The sequence below is a fragment of the Acidovorax sp. ST3 genome, assembly GCF_003231145.1.
In the GTDB taxonomy this organism is placed as follows: domain Bacteria; phylum Pseudomonadota; class Gammaproteobacteria; order Burkholderiales; family Burkholderiaceae_C; genus Acidovorax.
This window is the reverse complement of the sequence record NZ_QKVP01000001.1, coordinates 244,366-270,178: the sequence shown is the minus strand read 5'-3', so window position 1 is coordinate 270,178 and position 25,813 is coordinate 244,366. Positions and strand designations below refer to the sequence as shown.

The following is a 25,813-nucleotide window of genomic DNA, read 5'->3' as shown; positions in this document are numbered from 1 at the left end:
CTGCATGACCGGCAGCGCCCAACGCGAGGCCACAGAGCATCTCGATGACTTTGTCCGATCCGCTTTTGATTCGCCCCGTCACGGCCGCCGATGACCTGGCACGGCTGACCGCCCTCATCCACTCCGCCTACGCACCCCACGCGCAGCGGGGCCTGCGCTACTGGGGCACCCACCAGTCCGTGGAAGACACAGCCAAGCGATTTGCTTCTGGCACGGGGCTGGTGATGCTGGATGGAAACGACTATGTGGGCACCGCCACGCTGCGACCGCCGCAACCCGAGTCCACCGTACCGCTTTACCGCGAGCCTGCGGTGTGGTCGCTGTGCCAGTTCTGTATCAGCCCCGACGCCAAAGGCCGGGGCTACGGCAAACAGTTGCACGCCTATGCCCTGGACTATGCCCGCAAGGCAGGCGCCCGAGTGATGGCTTTAGACACTGCACAACCCGCTACCGCTTTGATAGCAATGTATGAATCCTGGGGTTACCGGGTGGTGGGCGAGTGCGACTGGCGCCCTTTGACCAACTACACCAGCGTGCTCATGGCACGCGACTTAGAGAAGGCACAAGGCGGCGTAGACAACACCGAATAAACACGCGCTCCACTGCGTGGTTTGTCACATCACGCAGGGCGCCGTATCACCACTCGCCAATTTCCCGCACGCGCTGTGCTAGGTCCGGCATCGCATCGTCATCCTGCTCGTCCATCGCGCTGGGCATTGCGGCGGCCGATGCCATCGCACCGGGGCTCGATGCCTGGGCGCCAGAGGGGGCAATAAAACGGCCAAACAGATGGCTGGCGAGAGAGGTAGGCAAAGGTGCAGAGAGCGAAGTGGCAAACATGGCGGTTCCTTTTCTGGTGGCCCGGGTGCTTTCAAATGCGTAGCAACAGCGTAGGCCACAGCGACAAGTCCGCAGTGTAGGAACGCACGCCAAACGTGTGTGTGACAGAACGCACATTCGCGACGCGATTGGTGTCGATCCATGCCCTTGAGGGCATGGACTGTGACTTCTGTCAACACCGTCCCAGGCTGGCACCCCAAATGCTCGCCGTACACTCGCTGCCCCATGCCCCAGACTCTGGCCGCCCCCGCGCACAGCGAACTCATCATCAAGAAAAGCCGCTTCATCGGCTGCGTGCAACCCATGGCCGACCGCACCAGTGCCCAGGCCGCCGTCGATGCCTTGTGGAAGCAGCACCCCGGCGCCGCCCACATCTGCTGGGCCCTGCTGGCGGGCGGCCAGTCTGCCGCGGTGGACGATGGAGAGCCCGGAGGCACCGCTGGCCGCCCCATGCTGGACGTGCTGCGCCACCAGGACCTGGAAGGCGTGCTGGCCACTGTGGTGCGCTATTTTGGCGGGGTCAAGCTGGGCGCGGGCGGCCTAGTGCGCGCCTACACCGACACCATTGCCCAGGCGCTGCTCACCGCCCCCAAGGTCACGCTGCAGCGCATGACCACCTTGCAATGCCAGGTGCCCTATGCCCTGGAGGGCTTGCTGCGCCGAGAAATCGAGGCGGCAGGCGCCGAACTGGTGGACGTTCAGCATGGCACCCTGGTCACCTTGCAACTGCGCCTGCCCCAAACACAAGCGGCGCCCTTTGTGCAACGCGTCAACGACCATGGGCAAGGCCGCGTGGGCTGGTCGGATGTCGAGGCCTGACCCCGGGCTACGCCTTCATACAAAGGGTTGGGAAGCGCCCCCCCACAGCGCCCTCGTAAAACGGCGTGCATGCCTACAGCGGTGGGGCCGTTCACGCTACACACTCCGGCTTTTCCGACTCCGAAAGAGCCCCATGCCCCAACCGCTCGACACCATCATCATCGGCGCCGGCACGGCGGGCCTGGCCGCCTTGCGCGAAGTGCGCAAGCGCACCGACCGCTACCTCATCGTGAACGAAGGCCCCTGGGGCACCACCTGCGCGCGCGTGGGCTGCATGCCGTCCAAAGCGCTGATCGAGGCAGCCAACGCCTTCCACCGCCGCCACACCTTTGAAGAATTCGGTCTGCGCGGCGCGAGTGGTCTGACCGCTGACCTGCCTGCCGTGCTGCAGCGCGTGCGCGCACTGCGAGATGACTTCGTGGCAGGAGCCACCCAGGCCACCAACGGGCTGGGCAGCGCCCAGAGGTCAGGGCGTGCAACGCTGCTGGGGCCACGTGCGGTGGACATCGACGGCACGGCTTACGCCACACGCAGCATCATCATCGCCACGGGTTCACGCCCCCGCGTGCCCGATGAATGGCTGGCGTTTGGCGACCGCATGCTCACCACCGACACCTTGTTCGAGCAACCCAGTCTCGGCCCCCGCGTTGCAGTGATTGGCATGGGACCGATCGGGGTGGAGCTGTCGCAATCCCTTGCACGGCTGGGCTTGCAGGTGGCGGCGTTCACCACCGGTCGCACGCTGGCCGGCCTGAGCGATCCCACGCTCAATGCCGAGCTGGCCGCTCTGCTGAAACAAGACATGGTCCTGCACATGGGCGCCGAGGCGCAGTTGCGCGAGGTGCCCGGAGGCATCGAGGTGGCAAGTGGCGCCAACCGCGTGGTGGTGGACCAGGTCATCGCCGCGATGGGCCGGGTGCCCAACATCGAACACCTGGGCCTCGAGACGCTGGGCGTGCCGCTGGATGCGCGCGGCTTGCCCACCGTAGACCCGCAAACCCAACAGATTGGCGACCTGCCGGTGTTTTTGGCGGGCGACGCCAACACCCACACCCCGTTGCTGCACGAGTCGGCCGATGAAGGCCACATTGCAGGCCTGAACGCCCTGGCCCCAAGGCTCACGCGATTTCGGCGCCGCAGCTTGCTCTCCATCGTGTTCGCCGACCCCAACGTGGCGGTGGTGGGGCCGCGCGTGGCCGACATGAACCCGCACAGCACCATCACTGGCACCGCCAGCTACGCAAACCAGGGCCGCGCCCGCACCGCGCAGCGCAACCAGGGACGCCTGTGCGTTTATGCCGACCACGCGAGTGGTCGCCTGCTGGGTGCCGAGTTGTGCGCCCCCGATGGCGAGCACCTCGCCCACCTGCTGGCCCTGGCCGTGCAGCAGCAGCTGACCGTGCATGATCTTTTGGGCATGCCGTTCTACCACCCCACGCTGGAAGAAGGCCTGCGCACCGCCTTGCGCGACGCAGCCCGACAGTTGCCGAACGCCCGCACTTCCGACTTGGCCGCCTGCCCGGCCCTGGGGGTGCCTGCGCTGGACTAAGGCAACGCAGAACAGCGCAGCTTCACCGCCCCCTGCACATGTAACAACCCTCAAGCTCGCTTTTGTAGTGCCGATAAACCACCATTGCCTCAAGGAGTCACCATGGACGTCGCCCTGACCAACAGCATCGTCAACACCGCTACCAGCCTGGCCAGCGCCAAGACGTCCGACGCCCTGAACATGGTGGTGCTGAAAAAGGCGCTGGACATGCAGGCCGTGTCGGCCGCCACCATGATCGACGCCATGCAGCAGTCCATGCCCCAGCCTCAGCTGGCCACCAGCGGTACGCTGGGGACCAACGTCAACACGTTCGCCTGAGGGGCTGAGCCCCCCCTCTCTCTCGGCCCTGGCGGCTCAGCGCAAACGCGCGGGCGACAGCCCTTCCACCCCCACGCCCTCGCGCACCAACTCCCCGGCCAGCGGCTCGCCGCGCAGCAGCTGCCGCGCCAGCAACGAGGCGCCCGCCGCGCTCTGAATCCCATATCCGCCCTGCCCGGCCAGCCAGAAGAAGCCGGGCACATGGTTGTCCCAGCCAATCACCATGTCGCCATCCCGCACAAACGAGCGCAACCCGGCCCAGGTGTGCGATGGGCGGCGTATCTGGAACCGGGTCATTTCCTCGATGTGATAAATCCCGGTGGCCACGTCCAGCTCCTCGGGCACCACATCGTGCGGGTGCGTGGGGTCGGCATTGGCCGGTGAGCCCAGCAGTTGCCCTGCGTCGGGCTTGAAGTAGAAGCTTTCGTCAATGCCGATCACGGCGGGCCAATGGGTAGCGTCCATGCCCTCGGGCACCGGGAAGGTGAACGCCGTGCGGCGGCGTGGCTCCAGTCCGATCGGCGGCACACCCGCAAGGCCTGCCACTACATCGGCCCAGGCACCCGCAGCGTTGACGATGGTGGGGGCGGCAAACACCCGCCCGTCGGCCAGCGTCACCTGCCACACGTCGCCGTCACGGCGCACGGCCGTCACCTCGGCGTGGGTCAGCACCTGGCCGCCGCGCTGGCGCAGGCCGCGCAGGTAGCCCTGGTGCAGGGCGTTCACATCAATATCGGCCGCCTCGGGCTCGCTCATGCCGGCGGCCACGGCCTCGGGCTTCAGGCAGGGCAGCATCGCCAGCAGCTCGGCCTGCTCCACCCACTGCACATTGGGCGAGGTGGAGCGCGCTTCCTCGTAGGTCTGTTCCAGCAAGTCCAGCTGATCCGGCCCAGCCACATAGACCACGCCCCGGGGCGAGAGGATGGGGTCGGCGCCAAATTCAGGCGGCGGCGCATCGTAGAACGCGCGGCTGGCCCGGGTCAGCGCCTGAATATTGGGCGTGCCATAGGTCGCCATGTAGAGCGCGGCCGAGCGGCCGGTGGTGTGATAACCGGGCTGCGATTCACGCTCCAGCAGCAGCACGCTGGCGCCCTGCCCTGCGGCGCCGGGCTGTACCAGTTGCCAGGCCACGGAGGCCCCGGCAATGCCCGCGCCAATCACGATGGTGTCTACGGTTTGCATGGTCGGTGTCTCCTGTTCAAACCGCCGACACCTGCGCAGCCGATGCCGCACGGTCGTCGCGCGGCAGGGTGCGGGCGTCGCGGGGGTCCGGTGCCACCGTCACGATGGAGGTCAGCGCAGGTTCGGCGCGCGTCTGCATCAGCTTGGCGATGTCGGGCCGGGGCCGTGCCAGCCCTGCAATGCCCTTGAACGCATGCTCCAGCGCATGTCCCACGCCCAGCGTGTGGCGGTCGGCGCGGAAGCGCCCCACGATCTGCAGGCCAAACGGCATCCCGGCGTCGTCCAGCCCACATGGCAGGCTCAGCGCCGGGTGGGTGGTGAGCGTGGTCACATAGGTGAGCGCCAACCAGCGGTAGTAGTTGGCCTGCGGCTCGCCGTTGATGTGGCTGGCGAACAGCTCGGTCCAGGCAAAGGGCGATACGGGCGTGGTGGGCGCCAGGATCACGTCGTAGTCCTCGTACAGCTTCTGGAACCGCGCCAGGATGCGTGTTTGCTCTGCCTGCGCCCAGGCGCTGTCCAGCAGCGTCATGGCGGCGCCCATTTCGTAGTTGGCGCGGGTGTTGGGGCCCAGGCTGGCGGGGTCGCGCTCGTAGGCCTCGCGCGTGCTCGCCACAAAGGCCTCGGCGCGCAGCACGTCAAAGCAGCGGTGCACATCGCCCAGGTCGATGTCGATGGCGTCGCAACGAGCAAACAAGTGCTTCATGGCTTGCACCTTGTTGCGGAACACGGCGCGAATGCCGTTGTCCACAGCGCAGGCGCCAAAGTCCTCAGTGTAGGCCACACGCAGGCGGCCCAGGTCCACCGAGTCGGGCAGGAGGAAACTCATTGGGTCCAGCGGATAGCTCAGCGGGTCGCCGGGTGACATGCCCGCCGATGCGGCCAGTTGCAGGCAGGCCTCTTCCACCGTCCGGCCCATGGGGCCCACCACCGAAATCGGCGTCCAGCCCAGCAGCTTGCGCGAGCTGGGCACCACGCCGGGGGAGGGTCGAAAGCCCACCACACCACAAATGGACGCCGGAATGCGCAGCGACCCGCCCGTGTCCGAGCCCGTGCACACCGGCAGCATGTCGCAAGCCAGCGCAGCGGCCGAGCCGCCCGACGAGCCCCCGGCGTTCAGGTTGGGGTTGAAAGGATTGCCCGTGGCACCCCACACGGTGTTGCGCGAATTGGCACCCGCGCCCATTTCGGGGATGTTGGTCTTGCCCGCCACGATGGCGCCCGCCGCGCGCAGGCGTGCCACCAGCACGTTGTCCTCGGCCGGAATGTGCTCGCGGTAGATCTGCGAGCCATAGGTGGTCAGCAAGCCCGCCGTGGCCTCCAGATCCTTCACGCCCATGGGCAGGCCATGCAGCAGGCCCAACGGTTCGCCGCGCAGCACCGCCTGCTCGGCCGCCTTGGCCTCGGTGCGGGCGCGGTCGTAGCAGGTGGCGGTGACGGCATTCACATGCGGGTTCACGGCCTCGATGCGTTCAATGCACGCGTCGAGCAGCTCCACCGGCGAAATCTCGCGCGTGCCGATGCGGTGGAGCAGTTCGTTGGCCGTCAGTTCAACCAGGGCTTGGGGGTTTGTGGTGGTCATCTCGGGCTTGTCTCCTTGTTCTGGTCCCACGGGTTCAGTCTGCGGTGATGGCGGCACGCTGTGCAATGGCGCGCATCAACGGCAGTTCCTTGTCGATCAGCTCGGCCAACACCTTGGACGAAGCATAGGACGGCTCGAACCCCACCGCGATCATCTTGTCACGCGTCTCGGGGTCTGACACCACCTGGGCCAGCGCCAGCTCAAGCCGCGACTTCACCGCCGGTGGCAGCCCACGCGGCGCCACCATGGCCAGCCAGGTGTCCATCTCCAGGCCGGGGTAACCGCTCTCGGCCAGCGTGGGCACCTTGGGCAGCAGGGCCGAGCGCTTGCCAGACGTCACCGCAATCGCCTTGATCTTGCCGTCCTTGAGCTGCGGCAGCGCGGCCGACACGGTATCAACGGTGAACGGGATCTGCCCGCCGAGCAGGTCGGTCATGGCTGGCGCGCTGCCTTTGTACGGCACATGCTGAATCTTGAGGCCCGCCGCGTGGAAGAACATTTCGCCCGCAAACTGCGACGTGGTGCCCGTGCCGAACGAGCCATACGAATACTTGTCGGGGGCAGCCTTCACCAGGGCCACAAACTGCTTCAGGTCGTTGGCAGGCAAATCCTTGTTGGCGAGCAGGATCAACCCAGTGCGGCCCGTGATGCCGATGGGCTCAAAGCTCTTGACCGGGTCGTACGGCAGCTTGGCGCGCACGGCGGGGTTGACGGTGAAGGTGGTGCCCGAACTCATGAGCAGCGTGTAGCCATCCGGCGCCGCCCGCGCCACCGACGTCGCACCGATCACCGTGCCCGCACCCGCGCGGTTGTCGATCACCACGCTCTGGCCCAGCTTGTCACCCAGCTTCTTGCCAATCAGCCGCCCCAGCACATCGGTGGCGCCACCGGGCGGGAACGGAATCACCAGCGTGATCGGCTTGGTGGGGAACGCAGCCTCCTGCGCCATGGCCGGAGTCCACGCAGTGGCCCCCAGGGCGGCACAGAGGACGGCAGACAAAAGCAGTTGCTTGCGGTTCATGGCGTGGCTCCAGATAAAAAAGTGAAAAGAAAAAAGAGGAAAGAAGGTGGTGGGCCATCAGGCCTGCGCAGCCAGCACGGCCCGCCCGCGCTGCACAAAGCCCTGGTACTGCGCATCGGGCACCAGCAGGCCGCCCGTGGTCCACACCAGGTGGGTGGCCTGGTGCAACACGGCCTCAATGCCCGTGCTGCGCAGCCAGGCCTGCCCTGCCGTGGTACCCGTCAACATCGCCGGGCCGCTGAAGCCTGCGGCAGCCGAGGGCTCGATGCGCTCGCCCAAGGCGTCCAGCACCCGCACCAGGTGCGCAAACAGGGTGTCGTCGGCCACGGTGAACACGCCCGACAGCAGCGGCCGCATGAGCTCTGCCGCCAGCAGCGATGCACGCGGCACGGCCAGGCCGTCGGCCTCGGTGCGGTTGGTCAGGCCCCAGTCATAGACCGAGGGGTGCTGCCCCACACCTTGCGTTGCATCGGCCATCATTTGCACCATGAAGCACGGCGACTGCACCGGCTCCGCAAAGAAGCAGTACACATGCGGCCCCAGCACCTGCCGCAGGCCAAAGGTGATGCCTGCGGGCGCGCCGCCCACACCACACGGCAGGTAGACGATGAGCGGGTGCTCGGCATCCACCGCCACACCTTGCTCTGCCAGTTGCTTTTGTAGATGCAGCGCCGCCGCGCTGTAGCCCAGCAGCAGCGAGAACGATTGCTCGTCGTCCACAAAGTGGCACATCGGATTGCTGGCCGCCTCGGCGCGGCCTGCGGCCACGGCACGCTCGTAGTCGCCCGCGTGTTCCACCACCAACACACCACGCGTTCGCAGACGGTCTTTCTTCCACTCCTTGGCATCGGCCGACATGTGCACCGTGGCCTGGAAACCCAGGGCCGACGCCACCACACCGATGCTCATGCCGAGGTTGCCCGTGGAGCCCACCGCCACCTGGTAGCGACCCAGCACCTCGCGCGCCTGCGGCGTCGCCAGCGCGCGGTAGTCACCGCCGGGCTGCACCAGCCCATGCTGCAGCGCCAGCCCCTCGGCAAACTCCAGCACCTCGTGCATGCCACCCCGGGCCTTGATGGAGCCGGCGACGGGCAGGCTGTGGTCGGCCTTGATGAACAGTCGGCCTTGCCCCTCGGCCATGCCCAATGCGAGCTGCAGCGCCGTAGCGGGCAGCAGGGGCGACTCCACCACGCCACCTGTTGCGGCCAGCTCGGGGAACACCTGGGCCAGCAGCCCGGCAAAACGCGCCAAACGCGCCGCCGCTGCCTTCGTATCATCCAGACTAATAGTCCTGCCCAATGCGGACATCGCTGCGGCAGGCTGCGCCTCCCGGGCTGCGTTGGTCCACAAAGCAGGCTGGGCATTGCGTAAGCGGGCAGCCAGCAAGGCATCCACGGCAGGTTGGGTCTGGGCAGTCGTCATGGCATCTGTGTCTCGAAGAGTGTTGCCCCCATTCTTCGCCTGTCACGCCACCATCACAAACCATTTATATTGAGCGAAACATTAGTATTAATAATGGATATTCGCCTCTCCCCCTCCCTGCTCGCCTGGCTGCGCAGTTTTGATGCAGCGGCCCGCCACGGCAGCTTCACCAAGGCGGCGGCCGAGCTGTGTATCACCCAGGGGGCGGTGAGCCAGCAGGTCAAGCAGCTCGAAGACTGGCTGCGCCGCCCCCTCTTCTTGCGCACCCCGCGCGCGCTGGTGCCTACGCCCGAGGGCAAATGGCTGGCCGTGGTGCTGCGCGAGAGTTTTGATGCCATCGAAAGCACCCTGGCCCAGATGCGCCAACCGGCAGAAGCCGCCACGGCCACGCTGAGCTGCTCGCCCTCCTTCGCCATGAGCTGGCTCACGCCCCGGCTGGGCGACTTCTTCCGCCAGCACCCGCACACCGGGCTGCGCGTGTTTGGCGAGTTCCACACGCTGGACCGCACCCGCATGGTGCGCGACGGCGTGGAGGCCGCCGTGCGCTTTGACTTGGGCGGCTACCGCGACCTGAACGCCACCGTGTTCCTCGACGAATGGCTCATCCCCGTGGCCAGCCCCGAGTTCCTGGCCCGGCACTCGCCCATCACTACGCCCGAGGATCTGCACGGCGACTGGCTGCTGCACGACGGCAGCGCCTGGGACGGCGCAGACACCTATGAGGAGTGGCAGCACTGGTTTGCGCAAAGGGGCGCCCCGCCCCCGCCCTGGGCGGGCGGCCAGCAGTTCAACCTGTCGCAACTGGCCCTGGGCGCCGCATTGGCCGGCCAGGGCATTGCCATGGGCCGCGCCGCGCTGGTGCTGCAGGACGTGAAGGCCGGGCGACTGGTGCCGCTGCTGGGGCGCAGCGTGCCATCGCGCGCGGCCTATTCGTTTGTGACCACCACCCACCCGAGCCCGGCGATGGAGCTGGTGCGGGAGTGGCTGGTACAGGAAGCGCAGCGGTTTTGCGCAGAGCGCAGCGAGGTATTGCCTCCATTGGCTTGGCCCTAAACCGAGCATGGCGCAAATAATTTGTGCATTTTTCTACTCTTTAATTATAAAAAGAGTATAAATAGCATCATGTTAACCGATCTCATCCCCACCCTCGCCGCCGCCCGCAAAGCCCACCAGATGACCCAGGCCCAGCTGGCCGAGCGCGCAGGCCTCTCCCGCATGACGGTGCAGCGCACCGAAGGCGGCGACCTGGACCCCCGCTATTCCACCCTGGCCGAAATGGCGCGGGTGCTGGGCATGGACATCATTGCCGTGCCCAGCGGCCTGCGGCCCAGCCTGGAAGCATTCATTCAGTCCGGCGGCAAGTTTCTGGGCCAGCCCGAGGGGGTGGATGCGCCCCCCTCGGTCGTGGACAGCCTGCGCCGCTGAGCCTGGCGACGCCCGAGCGTACTGCCTGACCCAAGCCCCATGAGCACCTCCATCCGCTACCTGCGCCTGTACCTGCACCGCCCCCCGCAGGCGGACGGCAGCGCGAGCGAGTCGGGTACGACAGCAAGCCGTCGTGAAGCGATTGGTTACCTCTCGCAGTACGGCGACATCCTGCGGGTGTCGTTTGACGAAAGCTACATCCGCAACCCGCAGCGCCCCACCCTGTCGCTCAGCTACCAGGGCGCGGACGAGGCGGCCACGCAGCAGATCCTGGCGTCGGCGCGCGATGCGCGGCTGGTGCGCACCGATGGGCGCTGGCCGGTGTACTTTCAGAATCTGCTGCCCGAGGGCCACAACCGCGAGCGGCTGGCGCGCGAGCGGGGCTGCAGCCCCGACGACGAGTTCGAGCTGCTGGCTGCAGCAGGCCACGACCTGATGGGCGCGCTGGAGGTGGAACCCGTGCCCGCGCAAGACGGCATCCCGGACGTGGTGCGCTACTGGCACACCACCCAGGGGCTGGATGTGCTGGAACCGGGGTTTGTGGAGTTCCCGGTGGAAGACGCGGCCTCGCTGCCGGGCGTGGTGACCAAGTTCAGCGCGGTGCCGGACGGCCGCCGCTACACCGTGCACCGCCGAGGCGCGGCGGGCAGCGTCATCCTGAAGCTGCCCACCACCGCCCACCCCGACTTGGTGGCCAACGAGTACACGGGCTACCAGCTGTGCAAGGCGCTGGGCCTGCATTGCGCCGATGTGCAAGTCATCACCCGTGCCGAGGCCGACCTGCCTGACGCCGTGCCCTTCAACGAAATATTGGCCGTACAGCGGTTTGACCACCTGCCCGGCGGCGCCCGCGTGCACATGGAGGAGTTCAACCAGGTGCTGGGCTACACGCCGCGCCAAAAATACGGCAAATCAGGCGGAAAATTGCACGGCAAGGGTGTGCTGCACGACTGGGCCACCATGCTGCGCGTGCTCAACCGCCTGAGCCGCCAACCCGTGCAGGACACGCGTGAGTTTCTGACGCGCATGGTCGCGTTCATCCTGATGGGCAACACCGACGCGCACCTGAAGAACTGGGCCCTGGTCTACCCCGACGGCCGCGTGCCCCAACTGGCCCCGGTGTACGACCCCGTGTGCGTGGCCGCGTTTTTTGAAGGCGTGCCCGACCAGCAATACGCGGTGAACCGCGCCATCGACAAAACCCTGCGGGCACTGACCTGGGACGACATGGAAGGCCTGATGAAATCGGCCGGGCTGCTGCGGGTGCCCCGGCACCTGGCGCTGCTGCGCGATGTGGTGAAACAGGCCCAGGCCGACTGGCCCTTGCTGCTGCACGATGCGCCACCTGCAGTGCGCACCACCGTGCAGCAGCGGCTGTCCGGTGCCGTCCGCATCAGCCAGGGCACCCGTCCGGGTACGGCAGGCGGGGGCTGATTGCTCACAATTTTATAGCTGTCAGCGCATATTTCACTAGCGCTACACACCGATTTGGCTCCAATATCTGGTTCAAATACTCGTGCCCAGTGCGGAAGGTGCTTGCGCTGAGGCTTTGGATCATTGGTGGCCTCTTCCGGCGCCCTTACACCGGCGCCCCAAACCACGCGCCCACCCCCGCCGTGATCGCCATGGCCAGTGCACCCCAAAAGGTCACACGCCAGGCACCCACAACCATCCCCGCGCCGCCTGTGTGTGCAGCCAAGGCCCCGAGCAATGCCAAAAATACCAGCGCAGAACCTGCCACCGCATACAGCAGGCTGCTGGCGGGCGACACCACGGCAACAGCCAGTGGCAGTGCGGCCCCTACCGCGAAGCTGGCCGCCGAAGTCAGGGCCGCCTGCACCGGACGGGCAGCGAGTGCCGTGGACACCTGCAGCTCGTCCCGCGCATGGGCGCCCAGCGCATCGTGCGCCATGAGTTGCACCGACACCTGCTGAGCCAGTTCAGGCGTCAGGCCTCGGGCGACGTAGATGGCGGTCAGTTCGCGCGCCTCGGCCGCCGGGTCAGCAGCCAGCTCGGCCCGCTCTCGGTCCAGGTCCGCCTTTTCGGTGTCGGCCTGCGAGTGCACCGACACATATTCGCCCGCCGCCATCGACATGGCACCCGCCACCAGCCCGGCCACTGCCGTCATCACGATGGTGGACTGGCTGGACTGCGCAGCAGCCACGCCCACCACCAGGCTGGCGGTGGAGACAATGCCGTCGTTGGCCCCCAGCACGGCCGCGCGGAGCCAGCCAATGCGGTCAGAACGGTGGCCTTCGGTGTGGGCACGGCGCGGGGTGTGGGGCATAGCGGCTTTCGCGGTGGAGGTGTACAGGCCCCTACCTTACCGCTGCCCGGCACGCCAAGCCACCCAGGACGCCGCTGCTGGTTGAAGTTTGTTTACATCCTCTTGCACCGCAGGCTGTCCGATCTCCACAGTTTTGGATAACCTCGCAAGGCAGCGCCACGCAGGTTCCTGGCGTTGAAAGCTCCGTGTTGAACACCGTCAGTTTCAAGATCATCCGCCCACACCCCGAAAAGGACGCCCATGGCCAAGATTCTGGAAGTGAAGTACGAGAACCAGGCCGATGCACGCGTGTGCGAAGTGGCCTATGAGAGCCAGGCCGACCTGTGCTGGCACGAGGTGGGCTACGCCACACAGGCCACAGGCGATGCGCTGTGGTTCTTTGTGAACTACGAGAACCAGGCCAGCTTCAAGATTTTCAAGGTCAAACGCGAGAGCCAGGCCGATCTCAGGATCTTCAAGGTGGCGCATGCAGAGCAAGCCGGCTGGCGCACGCTGGGGCATACGCTCAAGGGCAAATTGGCCTGACGACGCCGAACACGCCTGAAGCGGCCACCAAGCCCTCCGGCCATGCGGATGCATGGTTGCACGGGTGTACAGCCCCCGCCAACTTCCTCCGCCAAGTCAGGAGCCGTTGTGGGAGACCTCAACCACCGATGTACTTTTGCAGTTGCTCGCCCAGCCCCGTGGCGCCCAAGCGCACCACATCGCCGGGCTTGAGGAACCACGGTGCGGGCTTTTGCCCCAGGCCCACGCCAGCAGGGGTGCCAGTCAGGATAAGGTCGCCCGGCTCCAGGGTCAGGAACTGGCTGATGTACGACACCACGGTGGGCACACCAAAAATGAAATTGCGCGTGCTGCCGTTTTGCACACGCTGGCCGTTCACTTCCAGCCACAGGTCGATGGCGTGGGGGTCGGCCACCTCGTCGGCCGTCACCAGCCAGGGGCCAATGGGCGCAAAGGTGTCGTAGCTCTTGCCCTTGTCCCACTGGCCGCCGCGCTCGATCTGCCAGGCGCGTTCGGACACATCGTTGGCCAGTACATAACCGGCGACATGGCTCAAGGCATCGGCCTCGGCCACATGGCGGGCGCGGGTGCCGATGACGATGCCCAGCTCCACCTCCCAGTCGGTCTTGGTGGCGCCGGGGGGAATACGCACATCGTCGTTGGGGCCGCTCAAAGCGGTCACGGCTTTCATGAACAGCACCGGCTCGGCGGGCGGCTGCATGCCCGCTTCTTTGGCGTGGTCGGCATAGTTGAGGCCCACACACACGATCTTGCCCACACCGCCCACCGGGCTGCCCAGGCGGGGCGAGCCATACACCGCAGGCAGGCGGCTGGCGTCGATGGCGGCCAGCGCGGACAAGGTGCGGGGGTTGAGCTGTGCGGGGCCGATATCGGGCAACAGCATGGACAGGTCGCGCAGCGTGCCCTGGGCGTCTACCAGGCCGGGGCATTCTGCACCAAGCTGGCCGTAGCGGATGAGTTTCATGGGGTGTCCTTGTCTCTTGGGATGAATGTGTCTCTTAGACCACCCACCAGCATAGCGGCACGCCGCCTTGCGCGTGTGCACCATTGGCCGCCCCAGACTTGCCCGATGGCGACGCCCCGCTGCCAGCACACAGCCCGGCGCGCGCGTAACATCACGGGGGCCGCCGCTTCACCCAGCAGCTATCACAATGATAGCTATCGAGGCATGAATTACCGGCGCATCAGCCACCTTTCACTCCATCTTGCACCCATGGCACCCGCCACCGCCTCGCATCCTTCCCCCGAAACGCCCGCGCGCCCCCAGCCCCGCAACCCGACCGACCTGTTCTGGTCTTTCACCTGGCTGGCGCTGCAGGGTTTTGGCGGTGTTCTGGCGGTCGTGCAGCGCGAGCTGGTGGAGAAAAAACGCTGGATGACAAACGAGGAGTTCGTCGAAGACTGGGCCGTGGCGCAGATCATGCCGGGGCCCAATGTGGTCAACCTCAGCATCATGATCGGTGACCGCTACTTTGGCCTGCGGGGCGCTTTTGCGGCGCTGGCGGGCATGCTGACCTTTCCGCTCATGCTGGTGCTGGCACTGGCGGTGGTGTACGCACAGTTCTCAGCCCAACCGGCCGTGGCCGGCGCGTTGCGTGGCATGGGGGCTGTGGCGGCGGGCCTGATTGCGGGGGTGGGCATCAAGCTGTTTGTCTCCATCCGCAACCACCCGCTGGGCCGCCCCCTGTGCCTGGCCATCACGGCGCTGACCATCATCGCCATGGCCTGGCTGCGCTGGCCGCTGTTCTGGATCCTGCCGGTGATCGGCGGGGCTGCCTGCCTGCTGACTTGGAGAAAGCTCGCGCCATGAGCACCGCCGCGCCCCTCACCGCGCCGCTGATGGCCCTGAGCATCGGCGACTGGTTCAACCTGTTCCTGTACTACCTCTCGCTGTCGCTGCTGGCCGTGGGCGGCGCCATTGCCACCGCGCCCGACATGCACCGGTTCCTGGTCGAACGCCAGGCGTGGCTGACCGACCCGCAGTTCAACGCCTCCATCGCCATCGCCCAGGCGGCCCCGGGCCCGAACGTGCTGTTCATTGCCCTGCTGGGCTGGAACGTCGGCATCAACGCCGGCGGCCCGGGCGTGATGGGCTGGCTGCTGGGCGCCCTGGGCATGGCGGTGTGCATGCTGGGCGTGATGCTGCCCAGCAGCCTGCTGACCTGGACGGCCACACGCTGGGGCCACCGCAACCGCGAGCGACGCGGCGTGCGCGCCTTCAAGCAGGGCATGGCCCCGGTCGTGATCGGCCTGCTGGTGGCTACGTCCTGGGTGCTGGCGCGCGCCCATGGCGAATGGACCACCGACTGGCCCCTGTGGCTGCTGACCGCCACAGCCACGGTGCTGGTCTGGCGCACCAAGCTGCACCTGCTGTGGATGCTGGGCGCCGGTGCACTGCTGGGTGCGCTGGGGCTGGTCTGAGGCCTTGGGTGGCCGGGGTGCGCTGCGCAACCCCGGCAACTGGCGCGATTTCTTTCTCTTTTTTGAAAGGTACATCCATGCAACTCCGTTCCCTCGGCCGCTCGGGCCTGCAGGTCTCGCCCTTGTGTTTTGGCGGCAATGTGTTTGGCTGGACGGCCGACGAAGCCACCTCCTTCGCACTGCTCGACGCCTGGGTGGACGCAGGCTTCAACTTCATCGACACCGCCGATGTGTACTCGCGCTGGGCGCCAGGGCACACAGGGGGTGAATCCGAATCGGTGATCGGCCGCTGGCTCAAGCGCAGCGGCAAGCGCCACCACGTCGTACTGGCCACCAAGGTGGGCAAGGACATGGGGGACGGCAAGGTGGGCCTGCGCCCTGCCTACATCCGCCAGGCGGTAGAGGCATCGCTGCAGCGCCTGCAGACCGACCACATCGACCTGTACCAGTCACACGACGACGACACCACCGTGCCGCTGGCCGACACGCTGGGCGCGTATGCCGATCTGATCCGGGCCGGCAAGGTGCGTGCCATTGGCGCCTCCAACTACAGCGCCGCGCGCTTGCAGGAGGCCCTGCAGACCAGCGAACGCCTGGGCCTACCGCGCTACGAAAGCCTGCAGCCGCTGTTCAACCTGTACGACCGCGCCGTGTTTGAAGACGCGCTGCAGCCGCTGTGCGTACAGCAGCAGGTCGGCGTGATCAACTTTTATGCGCTGGCCGCCGGGTTTCTCACCGGCAAGTACCGCACCGCGGCCGACGCCGCCAAGAGCGCACGCGGCGCCAACACCACGGCCAAGTACCTCAACGACCGGGGGCTGCGCATTCTGGCGGCGCTGGACGCCGTGGCACAACGCTACAACGCCACGCCCGGCCAGGTGGCCGTCGCCTGGCAGATGATGCAACCGGGCATCACCGCGCCCATTGCCAGCGCCACGTCAGTAGCCCAGCTGCACGAGCTGGTCAAGGCCACCCAGCTGCAACTGGACAGTGATGCGCTGGCCCAGCTGGACGCTGCCAGCGCCCAAGGCTGAATCCAAACAAAAGGGCCCGCGCGTGCGCGGGCCCTTGGCGCATGGCTTGACGGGTTGCGGGGTGAACGGAATGACGCCCCTCAGCCCATCAACCCATCAGCTGATCCGGCGACCGTTCTCCGCGTAGATCGCCAGGTAGATGGCGTCCGAGCCGATGTAGGGCGCCTTGTTGCCAAAGCCCACGTTGAAGTCGCCAAACGACAGCGAGCGGATGGCGGTCAGCCCGGCGCGCAGGCGCTCGCGTGTGGGCTCCTTGCCCGCGTTCTTCAGGCCTTCGATCATGATTTGCGCGTTGAGCCAGCCCTCCAGCGCGCTGTTGCTGTTCAGGAACGCCGGGTCCCCACCCGTGGCCTTCATCGTGGCCTGGAACTTGCGCACCGCCACCGACTTTTGCGAATTGGCATCGGGGAACACCTGCACCAGCGCCAGGCCGCGCGTGGAGGCCGCCAGCTTGGGCAGCTCCGACGAGATCACGGTGACGGAAAGGCCCGCCAGCGGCACGCCTTGCGCCTTGGCACGGAAGGCCTGCACAAACGCGGTGTTGGCCGTGCCCGTGGTGGCCAGCAGCACGGCGCCGGGGCGCTCGGCCGCCACCTTGTCGGCCAGCTCGGCACCGTTCTTGCCGTCCACGGCCAGCGCAAACTCGCCGCCGCGCTCGACCTTGATCTCGTCCAGCGCGGTGGACATGTCCTTGAGCACCTCTTTGCCAAACGGGTTGTCCAGGTACACCACCGCAATGCGCTTGAGGCCCATCTCCACGATCTGCTTGACCAGGCGCTGGGTTTCTTCGCGGTAGCTGGGGCGCAGGAAGAACACGTGCTTGTTGGCCGCTGCACGCAGCGATGTAGCGCCGGTCACCGGGCCCACGGTGGGGATGCCCTTGGACTCGATGAGCGGCAGGATGGACGCGGTGTTGGCCGTGCCCAGCGGCGAGATCAGTGCGAACACCGACTGCGCCTCCACCATCTCGGTCACGTTCTTGAGGGTGCGTGCAGCCACGTAGCCGTCGTCCTTGACCTCCATGCGGATCTCGCGGCCCAGCACGCCACCGGCGGCATTCACCTCGGCAAACGCGGCCTTCATGCCCGCCACCTGCTCGATGCCCGCCTGCCCCAGCGGGCCCGTCAGCGCGATGGAGCAGCCCAGGGTGACGGAGCGCGCGGTCAGCGCCTCTTCGGCCGCCATCGCGGTGTGGGCCCATGCGGGCAGGCCAGTGGCGGCGACGGCCTGGGTGGCACGCAAAAGAAATTGGCGACGGCTCATGGTGTGCAAGGCGGGTAAAACAAAGGGGCGGAGGCTACCGGGCTCCGCGCCCCTCCACCTGTCCAATGGGCGACAAAGGGTGGCGGCAGCACATCAAATCAGGGTTTCTACCGAGACACGAGCCCTGAGAAACACCAGAGGCGGCGCTCCCCACCAAGACGTTCTGCCCCGCGTACGGTCAGTCGTCCAGCAACTGGGGTAGCAGCGTGGCCGCCGTGCCCGTCAGCACCTGGTGGGCCACCTCATCCAGCGCACTGGGCGCTGGGTTGAGCACCACCACCCTGGCACCGGCGGCCCGTGCCTGGTGGGCCAGGCCTGCGGCGGGGTACACCGCACCGGCCGTACCCACCACCAGCATCAGGTCGCACTGCTTGGCCGCCTGCTCGGCGTCCTCCAAGGTCGCCAGCGGCAAAGGCTCGCCAAACCACACCACGCCCGGGCGCAGCAGGTTGCCGCAGCGGTCGCAGTACGGCGGGTGGCCGGCCACTGCGTGGTCGACGAAGCAGCAGTTGCGCGGGGTGTTGAGCCAGCGGTCCTGAAAGATGTCGCCGTGCAGGCACAGCACGCCGGTGCTGCCCGCGCGGTGGTGCAGGCCGTCCACGTTCTGGGTGATCAGGGTGATGCGGTCGGGGTGGCGGCTCTGAAAGTCCGCCAGCGCCCGGTGCCCGGCGTTGGGCGATACCCCGGCCAGCAGGTCGCGCCGATACTGGTACCAGTCCCACACGCGCTGGGGATGGGCGCGAAAGCCTGCCTCCGTCGCCATGTCTTCGGGGCGGAACTGTGCCCAGTACCCCGTCTGCGCATCGCGGAAGGTAGGCACGCCCGACTCGGCACTGACCCCGGCGCCCGTCAGCACGGCGATGCGCTGGCTTTGCCGGACCCAGGCTTTCACGGTGTCCAGCATGGAACCCTCGTTGATGCGTGCAGCAGGCCAGGGATCAGGTCCGCTGGCGCAGCGCCTCGTACAGGCACACGCCGCTGGCCACCGACACGTTCAGGCTTTCCACCGCGCCCTTCATGGGGATGCTGACCAGCTCGTCGCAGGTCTTGCGCGTGAGCTGGCGCATGCCATCGCCCTCGGCGCCCAGCACCAGGGCCACAGGGCCTTTCAAATCCACCTGGTAAATGGTCTTGGGCGCATCGTCGCTGGTGCCGATGCACCAGATGTTGCGCTCCTTGAGTTCATTCAGGGTGCGCGCCAGGTTGGTGACCATAAAGTACGGCATGGTCTCGGCCGCGCCGCTGGCCACCTTGGCCACGGTGGCGTTGATGCCCACGGCATGGTCCTTGGGGGCGATGACGGCATGGACCCCTGCGCCATCGGCCACACGCAGGCAGGCGCCCAGGTTGTGCGGGTCGGTCACGCCGTCCAGCACCAGCAGCAGGGGCTGCTCGACGCCGACGGCTTCCAAATCTTCCAGCAGTTCATCCAGCGAGGTGGCCTCCTTCACGGGCTCTACCCGCGCGGCCACGCCCTGGTGGCCATGGCTGCCTGCCAGCTTGGCGATGCGCACGCTGTCGGCTTCGATGAGGCGGGCACCGGCCTCGCGGGCGCGGTCGAGAAACTGGCGCATGCGCGCATCGCGGCGCGTGGCTTCGTAGTAAATCTCGATGATGGATTGCGGCGCGGTCTTCAGACGCACGCCCACGGCGTGAAAGCCGAAGAGAACTTTGGGGCTGGACATGGGGGGATTATCCGCTGGGCGCGACACTATCCATTAGGACACTATCAATTTCATAGCTGTTAGCGTATGCTTCACTAGCGCCTGCGGCCTAAAAAGCTCGAATAATCCCGCTAACCCCTTACACAACACGCCCTGCGTCGATGGTGATGCGCCGCTCGCACTGGGCGGCAATCGCGCGGTCGTGGGTCACCAGCACCAGGGTCGTGCCCAGCTCGCGGTTGAGCTCGAACATGAGCTTCATGATGGTTTCGCCCGTCGCAAAGTCCAGGCTGCCTGTGGGTTCGTCAGCCAGCAGCACGGCCGGTTGCACCACAAACGCCCGAGCCAGGGCCACCCGCTGCTGCTCGCCGCCCGACAGCACTTTGGGGTAGTGCGACAAGCGCTGGCCCAACCCCACGCGCGCCAGCATCTCGGTGGCGGCCTTGCGCGCATCGCGGCGCTCGGCCAGCTCCAGCGGCAGCATCACGTTCTCCAGCGCCGTCAGGTTGCCCATGAGCTGGAAGCTCTGGAACACAAAGCCTACCTTCTGGGCTCGCAGCGCGGCCCGCGCATCTTCGTCGATGGCGAACAGGTCATGGCCGTCGAGGCGGACCGTGCCGCGGGTGGGCGTATCGAGCCCCGCGATGATGGACAGCAGCGTGCTCTTGCCCGAGCCCGAGGCACCAACGATGGCCGCCGTTTCCCTGGCCGCCAGGCGGAAATCGATATCCCGCAGAATGTCGAGGGTTCCGGTGGAATCCGTCACCGACTTGAACACATGCTCCACGGCAATGATGGGGGTGGCTGGCGGTGTTTGGGGCAGTGGGGAGGATTCGGACATGAAAGGCTCTTTACTTTGATTCGCAATCTGCAGCAACGGCGCCACTTTATCCTGAGCGCATCTATCGGCCTGGTGGTGGGGCTTTGTGCCCCCATGGCCTTTGCGCAAGCCCCCACCAAGCCGGGGGCTGCGGGGCGCACGCCCGTGATCCTGGTGCTGGGGGACTCACTCAGTGCCGAATACGGCCTGGCGCGGGGCACCGGCTGGGTGGCGCTGCTGGAAAAGCAGTTGGCACAAGACAAGCTCACAGCCACTGTAGTCAATGCCAGCGTGAGTGGTGAGACCACCTCGGGCGGCCGCTCGCGCCTGGCGGCGTTGCTGGCCCAGCACAAGCCCAGCCATGTGGTGATCGAGCTAGGCGGCAACGACGCCCTGCGCGGGCTGCCGCTGAAGAACACCGAGGAGAACCTGACCTGGATGACCCAGACGGCGCAAAAGGCCGGGGCCAAGGTGCTGCTGGTGGGCATGCAGGTGCCGCCCAACTACGGCACCGACTACGCCAACAAGTTTGCGGGCCTGTTCACCAGCGTGGCGCAGGCCCACAAGGCGGCGGTGGTGCCGTTTTTCCTGAAAGGGGTGGCAGATGGGCCAGACCCCACGCGCCTGTTCCAGTCCGACCGCATCCACCCTCGCGCCGAGGCGCATCCGCAAATGCTGGCCAATGTGTGGCCAGAGTTGAAAAAACTGCTGCGCTAGCCGCCACGCAGGCGGGTCATTCAACCCGCAGGCTGTTCGGGGTGGCCCGCGTCGCCCTCTGGCTGCTCGTCAGCGGGCAGGTCATCCCCCTGCGGATCGTTTGGCTTGCGCTGCGCTTTGGCCCTCAGCTTGTCTTCTTTTTTCTGCTTTTTGGCGAGTTCGCGCTGGCGCTTTTCGTATCCGTAGTTGGGTGTTGCCAAGGTAGTTGCTTCCTGAAGTTGAGACCCACTGTAACAGGCTGGGCTCTTAGCCCATCGCCGCAGTGCGCTGCAGCGGGATGACGGCAGCCCGGTAGGCGTGCCAGCTGGCAAAACCCAGCACAGGCCCCGCCAGCAGCAGGCCCACGCCCCAGAACCACAGCGAGACAGCCACGATGAGGGTGATCAATGCCCCCCACAGCAGCATCACGCCGGGGTTTTCGACCACCACACGCATGCTGGTGATGCCCGCAGTCAGCGCGTCGGTATCGCGGTCCAGAATCATGGGGATGGACACCACCGAGGTGGAAAACACCAGTGCCGCAAACACGCCGCCCACCACCGTGTACACCGCCACAAAGCTCCAGTTCTGCGGGTTGAACACAGCCTGCAGCACGCCCGTGGTGGACGGCATGCCGGTGTTGAAGAACACCGCAAACACCACCAGCGACGCACGCCCCCAGAGCAGTTCCAGCACCACGAGCACCAGCACCAGCATGCCCATGCTGCCCATGTGGCTGTCCCAGCACGTCAGGGATTCGCTCAGCTGCGGCTGGAGGCCGGCCTCACGCCGACGGCTGGTGTCATACAGCCCCATGGCCAGAAACGGCCCCAGCAGCAGGCAACCGCTGGCCATGGACATGGTGTACTCCGGTCGCGTGCGGAACACCCAGCCCAGCACCACGGCCATGGCCCAAAAGCACACGCCGTAAAACACCGCAATGCCAGGCGCTGCTCGTACGTCGTCCAGCCCCCGCATCAGCCACCGAAAAGGGTCGGCCAGATGCAACGGCTGCAGCTGCACAGGTTGCGCCGTCTGGGCCTTTACGCGGTCGGCGATGGCCTCGGCCTGCCGGGCCTCGGAGGTGTCTGGAGTACCAACGGTGTCCGGCCCGGGCTTGGAAGATGTCGCGTTCATGCCGCCACACTAAGCCCGCGCGTTCGGCTGCGCCACTGAGGAAAGCCCGTAGCCCGACCCACATCTGCACCCTGGGCAAGGGGCCAAACAGCAGCTCAGGCGGCGAAGGCCCGCTCCATCGCCTGCTGCAGATCACGCCGCAGGTCCTCCACCGCCTCCAGCCCGATGGAAAAACGCACCAGCGTGCCCGGCTTCAGGTGGGGCGACGGGCGGCTGCGCATGCTGGCGATGGTGTAGGGCACCACCAGGCTCATGGGGCCACCCCAGCTGTAGCCCAGCTTGAACAGGCGCAGGCTGTCGCAGAACAAATCCACTTGCTGCTGGGTGTAGCGCGTATCAATCATCACGCTGAACAGGCCGGCCGCCGCGCCCTGGCCGCCCTCGACAGCGCCGCACAGCGCCTTCCAGTGGGCATGGCCGGGGGCGCCCTCCAGCGCAGGGTGCAGCACCTGCGCGATGGCTGGCTGCTCTTGCAACCAATGCGCCAGCTGGCGCGCGGCTTCGTCGTGGGCGCGGTAGCGCAGGCCGATACTGGGCAACGCACGCAAGATCGCCTCAGCGTCGTTGGCGCCCACGCCCAGGCCCAGCCGCATGTGCGTGAGCTTGATCTTCATGTGCAGGCCCTGCTCGCGTGTGATCACACTGCCCATCAGCACATCGCCCCCTCCGCTGGGGTACTTGGTCAGCGCATGGGCAGAAATGTCCACCCCCAGGCTGCCGTCGCCCGTCAGGTCAAACGGCGCAAACGCCAGGCCCGCACCCCAGGTGTTGTCCAGCGCAGTCGTCACGCCGCGTGCGCGGCAGATGCGCACCTGCTCGCACAGGTCGGGGAACTCCATGCTCACCGAGCCGGGAGCCTCCAGCCACACCAGCCGGGTGGCGGACGTGATGCGCGCAGCCAGGTCGGCAGGGTCCAGCGGGTCGTAAAACGCATGGGTGATGCCGAAACGGGCCAGCTCGCCGTTGGCAAAGTCCTTGCCGGGACCGTAGGCGTTGTCGGGAATCAGCACCTCGTCGCCGGACTTGAGCAAGGCCATCCCCACGTTGGCGATGGCGGCGAGGCCGCTGGGCACCAGCACACACTGCAGGCCACCTTCCAGCGCGCACAGGCGTTCTTCGAGGATGAAGGTGGTGGGCGTACCGTGCAGGCCGTAGGTGTAGCCGCTCTTGTCCTTCCACTCCCGCGAGCGCATGGCCGCGACGTTGGGGAAGATGACCGTGGAGGCCTTGAACACTCCGGGCTGGGGGGCTACAAAGCCGTCCGGAGGCTGGTAGTCGTGGTGGACGAGGTGGGTGGCAAGATCAAGGTCGTGGTCTTTCATGCCAGCCATGGTAGCGCGCCGGCCGGTGGTGAACCGGGCGGCGCGTGGGTGCGGTAATCAGGGCTGTGCGGCATACGCCGCCCGCCCTGTGGTCCGACATTAGCTGGCGGTGACGACCAGCTGGTTGTTGACCGAGGTCACGCCCGTCACGCTTTTCGCGATGGTTTCCGCGCGGTCACGGGCTACGGTAGAGGGCGCGGGGCCGTTCAGGGTGACCTTGCCGTTCACGGTGTCGACGTTGATCTTGAGCGCGCTCAGATCGGGGTCCTTGGCCAAGCCCGCATTCACCTGGGCGGTGATGGTGGCGTCGTCAATCGCGCCCTTGGCGGTGTTGGCGGCGTCCTTGGCGGTAGCTTCTGCATTGGCGGCGCCCTGCTCCATCTTGGTTTCTGCGCTCTGCATGGCGCTCTCGGCCTTCACTCGGGCGTCGGCAGCGGCCTGCTCGGTCTTTTCGACCGCAGAGTCCAGACGCTGGCCAACGGTGGGCTCTTCGGTTTTGCCACATGCGGCGAGACCCAAGGCCAGGGCGCTGACGGCCAAGATGCTGGCGATGCGGTGGGCGGGACGATCCATCAGGTTTTGGGAATTCATGCTTTGACTCCTTGCGGTTAAGACATGGGCAGACTGTAGGCAACCGGTCGAGGCCTGCGGGTCGGACAGGGCCGAAGTGCCTGTAGGACGAAGGAGCCTGCGGTCCGCCACCACCGCTGACCTTGCCTATTGGGAAGAGCCGGGGCGCCGAGGTCCCGGGCGCGCGACAATCGAGGGCATGACCCTGCATTCGCTCGCACGCTGGCTTCCTTTTTTGAAATGGCCCCGCCCGGATCGGCAACTGCTCAAAGGCGAGTTCTGGGCAGGCATGACGGTAGGGTTGATGTTGGTACCCCAGGGCGTGGCCTACGCAGCGCTGGCGGGCATGCCCCTGGTCACCGGCATTTACGCATCCCTGATTCCGGCGCTGGTCGCAGTGCTGTTCAGCTCCTCCACCCGACTGGGGGTGGGCCCTACCGCGCTGACCAGCCTGCTGATCGGTGCCTCACTCACCGGCCTGGCCGAACCCGGTAGTGCGCAGTGGGTGGCCCTGGCCGCGTGGATGGCCCTGCTGTCGGGGCTGCTGCAAATGGTGATGGGTATCGCGCGCTTTGGCTGGTTGCTCAACCTCGTGACCTCGCCCGTGCTCAATGGTTTTACGCAGGCGGCAGCACTGCTGATCCTGGGGTCGCAACTGGCGGCGCTGACCGGGTTGCGCGCAGCCGACTGGGGCGCACTGCTCTCCACGCCTTCACCCGGCCTGTTTGACCTGACGGCCGCGGGCTTTGGCCTGGGCAGCCTGGGCTTGCTGATGCTGGCGCGCCGCTGGCTGCCGCAGTTTCCGGCCGCGATTGTGGTAGTGGGCGCGGCAGGCGCCTTGAGCTGGGCCCTGGGCTACGCAGACGCAGGGGGTGCCGTAGTGGGCGCCTTGCCCTCGGGCTTGCCCGCCCCCTACTGGCCGGGCGCCCTGCACTGGTCCAGCTTCAGCGCACTGGTCATGCCCGTGCTGGTCGTGACGCTGGTGAGCTTTTTGGAGACCGCGTCCAGCGCCAAGGTGGAAAGCCAGCGCTCCAAGGAGCAGTGGAACGAAAACCAGGACCTCATCGGCCAGGGCCTGGCCAAGATCAGCAGCGGCCTGTGCGGCAGTTTTGCCACCAGCGCATCCTTCTCGCGCTCGGCCATCAACCTCTACGCCGGCGCCAAGACGGGCTGGGCCACGCTGTTTGCAATCAGCCTGGTGCTGGTCGTTCTACTGTGGCTGACGCCCGCGCTGTACCACGTCCCGCAGTCGGTGCTGGCGGCGGTCGTGGTCACGGCCGTCACCAGCCTCATCAAGCCGGGCACCCTGCTGCGGCTGTGGCGGGTATCGCGCGTGGAAGCCGTGATCGGTGGCGTAACCTTTGCCCTGACCCTGGCCACCGCGCCGCGCATGTACTGGGGCGTGCTGGTGGGTTTGTTGATGAACCTGAGCCACTTCCTGTACCAGCGCCTGCACCCGCGCATCATCGAGGTGGGCCTGCACCCAGACGGCAGCCTGCGCGACCGGCACCTGTGGCAGCTGCCACCCCTCGCCCCCCGGTTGCTGGCGTTGCGCATGGACGCGGAGCTGGACTTTGCCTCCGCCAGCGCGCTGGAGCGGCGCGTGACCGAGCACCTGGCCGCCCACCCCGACGTGGTGCACCTGTGCCTGCTGGCCCAGCCCATCAACCGCATCGATGTGACAGGCGTCGAAACCTTTGCCCAACTGCTGGCGCAGATGGAACTGCGGGGCGGCACCTTGCATCTGAGTGGCCTGAAGCTGCCGGTGGAGCAGGTGCTGCGCCAGGCCGGCCTGCTGGACCTGCGTCCCGGGCTGGCCATGTACCGGACCGACGCCGAGGCGCTGGTGGCACTGCAGCAGCTTCCCGCGCCCGTGGAGCGGGCGTGAGCCGGGTTTTACCTACGCTGCGACCGCTGTG

General features: G+C 66.8%; 28 protein-coding genes. 13 read left to right on the top strand and 15 right to left on the bottom strand.

What is annotated here, in order from left to right:
• Window positions 1-44: 44 nt before the first annotated feature.
• Entirely contained in the window at window positions 45-590 is a 546-nt protein-coding gene (locus DNK89_RS01230; RefSeq protein ID WP_110958581.1) for a GNAT family N-acetyltransferase, read from the top strand.
• 46 nt (window positions 591-636) lie between these two features.
• Here the strand turns inward: DNK89_RS01230 and DNK89_RS01225 are convergent, their stop codons facing one another.
• Complete coding sequence (locus DNK89_RS01225; RefSeq protein WP_110958580.1) at window positions 637-840, bottom strand: hypothetical protein; 204 nt, start codon at window positions 838-840, stop codon at window positions 637-639.
• A 225-nt stretch (window positions 841-1,065) separates the two neighbouring features.
• On the opposite strand from DNK89_RS01225, the gene DNK89_RS01220 reads away from it, so the two are divergent.
• From DNK89_RS01220 to DNK89_RS01210, 3 genes are all read left to right on the top strand, one after another.
• The gene (locus DNK89_RS01220; protein WP_110958579.1) at window positions 1,066-1,659 is read left to right on the top strand and encodes a YigZ family protein; all 594 of its coding nucleotides are present in this window, start codon (window positions 1,066-1,068) and stop codon (window positions 1,657-1,659) included.
• A 133-nt stretch (window positions 1,660-1,792) separates the two neighbouring features.
• Window positions 1,793-3,208: a dihydrolipoyl dehydrogenase gene (locus tag DNK89_RS01215; protein ID WP_110958578.1), complete on the top strand. Its 1,416-nt coding sequence runs from the start codon at window positions 1,793-1,795 to the stop codon at window positions 3,206-3,208.
• A gap of 102 nt (window positions 3,209-3,310) precedes the next feature.
• Window positions 3,311-3,526: a YjfB family protein gene (locus DNK89_RS01210; protein WP_015013966.1), complete on the top strand. Its 216-nt coding sequence runs from the start codon at window positions 3,311-3,313 to the stop codon at window positions 3,524-3,526.
• 36 nt (window positions 3,527-3,562) lie between these two features.
• On the opposite strand, the gene DNK89_RS01205 is transcribed toward DNK89_RS01210, so the two are convergent.
• From DNK89_RS01205 to DNK89_RS01190, 4 genes are read right to left on the bottom strand one after another with little or no spacing between them, the layout of a single operon-like run.
• On the bottom strand, window positions 3,563-4,708 hold the full coding sequence (locus DNK89_RS01205) for an FAD-binding oxidoreductase (RefSeq protein WP_110958577.1): 1,146 nt from the start codon (window positions 4,706-4,708) through the stop codon (window positions 3,563-3,565).
• 16 nt (window positions 4,709-4,724) lie between these two features.
• Window positions 4,725-6,287, bottom strand: a complete 1,563-nt coding sequence (locus DNK89_RS01200) for an amidase (protein ID WP_110958576.1) — start codon at window positions 6,285-6,287, stop codon at window positions 4,725-4,727.
• 34 nt (window positions 6,288-6,321) lie between these two features.
• Window positions 6,322-7,308, bottom strand: coding sequence for a tripartite tricarboxylate transporter substrate binding protein (locus DNK89_RS01195; RefSeq protein WP_110958575.1), 987 nt, complete (start codon window positions 7,306-7,308; stop codon window positions 6,322-6,324).
• 57 nt (window positions 7,309-7,365) lie between these two features.
• Window positions 7,366-8,730 carry a D-serine ammonia-lyase gene (locus DNK89_RS01190; protein WP_110958574.1) on the bottom strand — a complete coding sequence of 455 codons (1,365 nt, stop codon included), beginning with the start codon at window positions 8,728-8,730 and terminating at the stop codon, window positions 7,366-7,368.
• A 93-nt stretch (window positions 8,731-8,823) separates the two neighbouring features.
• Here DNK89_RS01190 and DNK89_RS01185 point away from each other — a divergent pair, with 93 nt between their 5' ends.
• The 3 genes from DNK89_RS01185 (at window position 8,824) to DNK89_RS01175 (ending at window position 11,589) form a co-directional block, all read left to right on the top strand.
• A complete protein-coding gene (locus DNK89_RS01185; RefSeq protein ID WP_110958573.1) occupies window positions 8,824-9,783 on the top strand; it encodes a LysR substrate-binding domain-containing protein in 960 nt (319 codons plus the stop codon).
• A 69-nt stretch (window positions 9,784-9,852) separates the two neighbouring features.
• Window positions 9,853-10,155 carry a helix-turn-helix transcriptional regulator gene (locus tag DNK89_RS01180; RefSeq protein ID WP_110958572.1) on the top strand — a complete coding sequence of 101 codons (303 nt, stop codon included), beginning with the start codon at window positions 9,853-9,855 and terminating at the stop codon, window positions 10,153-10,155.
• Between the two features lie 39 nt (window positions 10,156-10,194).
• Window positions 10,195-11,589, top strand: coding sequence for a type II toxin-antitoxin system HipA family toxin (locus DNK89_RS01175; protein WP_110958571.1), 1,395 nt, complete (start codon window positions 10,195-10,197; stop codon window positions 11,587-11,589).
• A gap of 145 nt (window positions 11,590-11,734) precedes the next feature.
• Here the strand turns inward: DNK89_RS01175 and DNK89_RS01170 are convergent, their stop codons facing one another.
• Window positions 11,735-12,442, bottom strand: a complete 708-nt coding sequence (locus DNK89_RS01170) for a VIT family protein (RefSeq protein ID WP_060987521.1) — start codon at window positions 12,440-12,442, stop codon at window positions 11,735-11,737.
• Between the two features lie 240 nt (window positions 12,443-12,682).
• Between DNK89_RS01170 and DNK89_RS01165 the strand changes: the two genes are divergently transcribed.
• Window positions 12,683-12,967, top strand: coding sequence for a DUF6150 family protein (locus DNK89_RS01165; protein WP_110958570.1), 285 nt, complete (start codon window positions 12,683-12,685; stop codon window positions 12,965-12,967).
• A 118-nt stretch (window positions 12,968-13,085) separates the two neighbouring features.
• Here DNK89_RS01165 and DNK89_RS01160 read toward each other — a convergent pair whose 3' ends face one another.
• Window positions 13,086-13,931, bottom strand: a complete 846-nt coding sequence (locus tag DNK89_RS01160) for a fumarylacetoacetate hydrolase family protein (RefSeq protein WP_110958569.1) — start codon at window positions 13,929-13,931, stop codon at window positions 13,086-13,088.
• 249 nt (window positions 13,932-14,180) lie between these two features.
• On the opposite strand from DNK89_RS01160, the gene DNK89_RS01155 reads away from it, so the two are divergent.
• The 3 genes from DNK89_RS01155 (at window position 14,181) to DNK89_RS01145 (ending at window position 16,422) form a co-directional block, all read left to right on the top strand.
• Window positions 14,181-14,777, top strand: a complete 597-nt coding sequence (locus DNK89_RS01155) for a chromate transporter (RefSeq protein WP_110958568.1) — start codon at window positions 14,181-14,183, stop codon at window positions 14,775-14,777.
• Window positions 14,774-15,388 (top strand): chromate transporter, encoded by a 615-nt coding sequence (locus DNK89_RS01150; protein WP_110958567.1) that lies wholly within the window; start codon window positions 14,774-14,776, stop codon window positions 15,386-15,388. The genes DNK89_RS01155 and DNK89_RS01150 overlap by 4 nt, the downstream gene beginning before the upstream one ends.
• Window positions 15,389-15,465: 77 nt before the next feature.
• Complete coding sequence (locus DNK89_RS01145; RefSeq protein ID WP_110958566.1) at window positions 15,466-16,422, top strand: aldo/keto reductase; 957 nt, start codon at window positions 15,466-15,468, stop codon at window positions 16,420-16,422.
• Between the two features lie 96 nt (window positions 16,423-16,518).
• Here DNK89_RS01145 and DNK89_RS01140 read toward each other — a convergent pair whose 3' ends face one another.
• The 4 genes from DNK89_RS01140 to DNK89_RS01125 form a co-directional block, all read right to left on the bottom strand.
• Window positions 16,519-17,685, bottom strand: a complete 1,167-nt coding sequence (locus DNK89_RS01140) for an ABC transporter substrate-binding protein (protein ID WP_110958565.1) — start codon at window positions 17,683-17,685, stop codon at window positions 16,519-16,521.
• Window positions 17,686-17,863: 178 nt separating this feature from the next.
• Window positions 17,864-18,589 (bottom strand): NAD-dependent deacylase, encoded by a 726-nt coding sequence (locus tag DNK89_RS01135; protein WP_110958564.1) that lies wholly within the window; start codon window positions 18,587-18,589, stop codon window positions 17,864-17,866.
• 34 nt (window positions 18,590-18,623) lie between these two features.
• A complete protein-coding gene (rlmB, locus tag DNK89_RS01130) occupies window positions 18,624-19,370 on the bottom strand; it encodes a 23S rRNA (guanosine(2251)-2'-O)-methyltransferase RlmB (RefSeq protein WP_110958563.1) in 747 nt (248 codons plus the stop codon).
• 118 nt (window positions 19,371-19,488) lie between these two features.
• A complete protein-coding gene (locus DNK89_RS01125; RefSeq protein WP_110958562.1) occupies window positions 19,489-20,190 on the bottom strand; it encodes an ABC transporter ATP-binding protein in 702 nt (233 codons plus the stop codon).
• Between the two features lie 93 nt (window positions 20,191-20,283).
• Between DNK89_RS01125 and DNK89_RS01120 the strand changes: the two genes are divergently transcribed.
• The gene (locus DNK89_RS01120) at window positions 20,284-20,886 is read left to right on the top strand and encodes an arylesterase (RefSeq protein ID WP_238990652.1); all 603 of its coding nucleotides are present in this window, start codon (window positions 20,284-20,286) and stop codon (window positions 20,884-20,886) included.
• A gap of 20 nt (window positions 20,887-20,906) precedes the next feature.
• On the opposite strand, the gene DNK89_RS01115 is transcribed toward DNK89_RS01120, so the two are convergent.
• The 4 genes from DNK89_RS01115 to DNK89_RS01100 form a co-directional block, all read right to left on the bottom strand.
• On the bottom strand, window positions 20,907-21,086 hold the full coding sequence (locus DNK89_RS01115) for a hypothetical protein (RefSeq protein WP_110958560.1): 180 nt from the start codon (window positions 21,084-21,086) through the stop codon (window positions 20,907-20,909).
• Between the two features lie 46 nt (window positions 21,087-21,132).
• Window positions 21,133-22,002 carry a DUF2189 domain-containing protein gene (locus DNK89_RS01110; RefSeq protein ID WP_238990651.1) on the bottom strand — a complete coding sequence of 290 codons (870 nt, stop codon included), beginning with the start codon at window positions 22,000-22,002 and terminating at the stop codon, window positions 21,133-21,135.
• A gap of 95 nt (window positions 22,003-22,097) precedes the next feature.
• Window positions 22,098-23,333 carry a PLP-dependent transferase gene (locus DNK89_RS01105; protein ID WP_110958559.1) on the bottom strand — a complete coding sequence of 412 codons (1,236 nt, stop codon included), beginning with the start codon at window positions 23,331-23,333 and terminating at the stop codon, window positions 22,098-22,100.
• A gap of 90 nt (window positions 23,334-23,423) precedes the next feature.
• Window positions 23,424-23,915, bottom strand: coding sequence for a BON domain-containing protein (locus tag DNK89_RS01100; protein ID WP_015013945.1), 492 nt, complete (start codon window positions 23,913-23,915; stop codon window positions 23,424-23,426).
• Between the two features lie 178 nt (window positions 23,916-24,093).
• Between DNK89_RS01100 and DNK89_RS01095 the strand changes: the two genes are divergently transcribed.
• Entirely contained in the window at window positions 24,094-25,782 is a 1,689-nt protein-coding gene (locus DNK89_RS01095) for a SulP family inorganic anion transporter (RefSeq protein WP_110958558.1), read from the top strand.
• Window positions 25,783-25,813 lie beyond the last annotated feature (31 nt).

Coding starts and splice junctions, on each gene's coding strand:
- DNK89_RS01230 (WP_110958581.1), top strand. CDS start 45: ATGACTTTGTCCGATCCGCTTTTGATTCGCCCCGTCACGGCCGCCGAT.
- DNK89_RS01225 (WP_110958580.1), bottom strand. CDS start 840: ATGTTTGCCACTTCGCTCTCTGCACCTTTGCCTACCTCTCTCGCCAGC.
- DNK89_RS01220 (WP_110958579.1), top strand. CDS start 1,066: ATGCCCCAGACTCTGGCCGCCCCCGCGCACAGCGAACTCATCATCAAG.
- DNK89_RS01215 (WP_110958578.1), top strand. CDS start 1,793: ATGCCCCAACCGCTCGACACCATCATCATCGGCGCCGGCACGGCGGGC.
- DNK89_RS01210 (WP_015013966.1), top strand. CDS start 3,311: ATGGACGTCGCCCTGACCAACAGCATCGTCAACACCGCTACCAGCCTG.
- DNK89_RS01205 (WP_110958577.1), bottom strand. CDS start 4,708: ATGCAAACCGTAGACACCATCGTGATTGGCGCGGGCATTGCCGGGGCC.
- DNK89_RS01200 (WP_110958576.1), bottom strand. CDS start 6,287: ATGACCACCACAAACCCCCAAGCCCTGGTTGAACTGACGGCCAACGAA.
- DNK89_RS01195 (WP_110958575.1), bottom strand. CDS start 7,308: ATGAACCGCAAGCAACTGCTTTTGTCTGCCGTCCTCTGTGCCGCCCTG.
- DNK89_RS01190 (WP_110958574.1), bottom strand. CDS start 8,730: ATGACGACTGCCCAGACCCAACCTGCCGTGGATGCCTTGCTGGCTGCC.
- DNK89_RS01185 (WP_110958573.1), top strand. CDS start 8,824: ATGGATATTCGCCTCTCCCCCTCCCTGCTCGCCTGGCTGCGCAGTTTT.
- DNK89_RS01180 (WP_110958572.1), top strand. CDS start 9,853: ATGTTAACCGATCTCATCCCCACCCTCGCCGCCGCCCGCAAAGCCCAC.
- DNK89_RS01175 (WP_110958571.1), top strand. CDS start 10,195: ATGAGCACCTCCATCCGCTACCTGCGCCTGTACCTGCACCGCCCCCCG.
- DNK89_RS01170 (WP_060987521.1), bottom strand. CDS start 12,442: ATGCCCCACACCCCGCGCCGTGCCCACACCGAAGGCCACCGTTCTGAC.
- DNK89_RS01165 (WP_110958570.1), top strand. CDS start 12,683: ATGGCCAAGATTCTGGAAGTGAAGTACGAGAACCAGGCCGATGCACGC.
- DNK89_RS01160 (WP_110958569.1), bottom strand. CDS start 13,931: ATGAAACTCATCCGCTACGGCCAGCTTGGTGCAGAATGCCCCGGCCTG.
- DNK89_RS01155 (WP_110958568.1), top strand. CDS start 14,181: ATGGCACCCGCCACCGCCTCGCATCCTTCCCCCGAAACGCCCGCGCGC.
- DNK89_RS01150 (WP_110958567.1), top strand. CDS start 14,774: ATGAGCACCGCCGCGCCCCTCACCGCGCCGCTGATGGCCCTGAGCATC.
- DNK89_RS01145 (WP_110958566.1), top strand. CDS start 15,466: ATGCAACTCCGTTCCCTCGGCCGCTCGGGCCTGCAGGTCTCGCCCTTG.
- DNK89_RS01140 (WP_110958565.1), bottom strand. CDS start 17,685: ATGAGCCGTCGCCAATTTCTTTTGCGTGCCACCCAGGCCGTCGCCGCC.
- DNK89_RS01135 (WP_110958564.1), bottom strand. CDS start 18,589: ATGCTGGACACCGTGAAAGCCTGGGTCCGGCAAAGCCAGCGCATCGCC.
- rlmB (WP_110958563.1), bottom strand. CDS start 19,370: ATGTCCAGCCCCAAAGTTCTCTTCGGCTTTCACGCCGTGGGCGTGCGT.
- DNK89_RS01125 (WP_110958562.1), bottom strand. CDS start 20,190: ATGTCCGAATCCTCCCCACTGCCCCAAACACCGCCAGCCACCCCCATC.
- DNK89_RS01120 (WP_238990652.1), top strand. CDS start 20,284: ATGGCCTTTGCGCAAGCCCCCACCAAGCCGGGGGCTGCGGGGCGCACG.
- DNK89_RS01110 (WP_238990651.1), bottom strand. CDS start 22,002: ATGAACGCGACATCTTCCAAGCCCGGGCCGGACACCGTTGGTACTCCA.
- DNK89_RS01105 (WP_110958559.1), bottom strand. CDS start 23,333: ATGGCTGGCATGAAAGACCACGACCTTGATCTTGCCACCCACCTCGTC.
- DNK89_RS01100 (WP_015013945.1), bottom strand. CDS start 23,915: ATGAATTCCCAAAACCTGATGGATCGTCCCGCCCACCGCATCGCCAGC.
- DNK89_RS01095 (WP_110958558.1), top strand. CDS start 24,094: ATGACCCTGCATTCGCTCGCACGCTGGCTTCCTTTTTTGAAATGGCCC.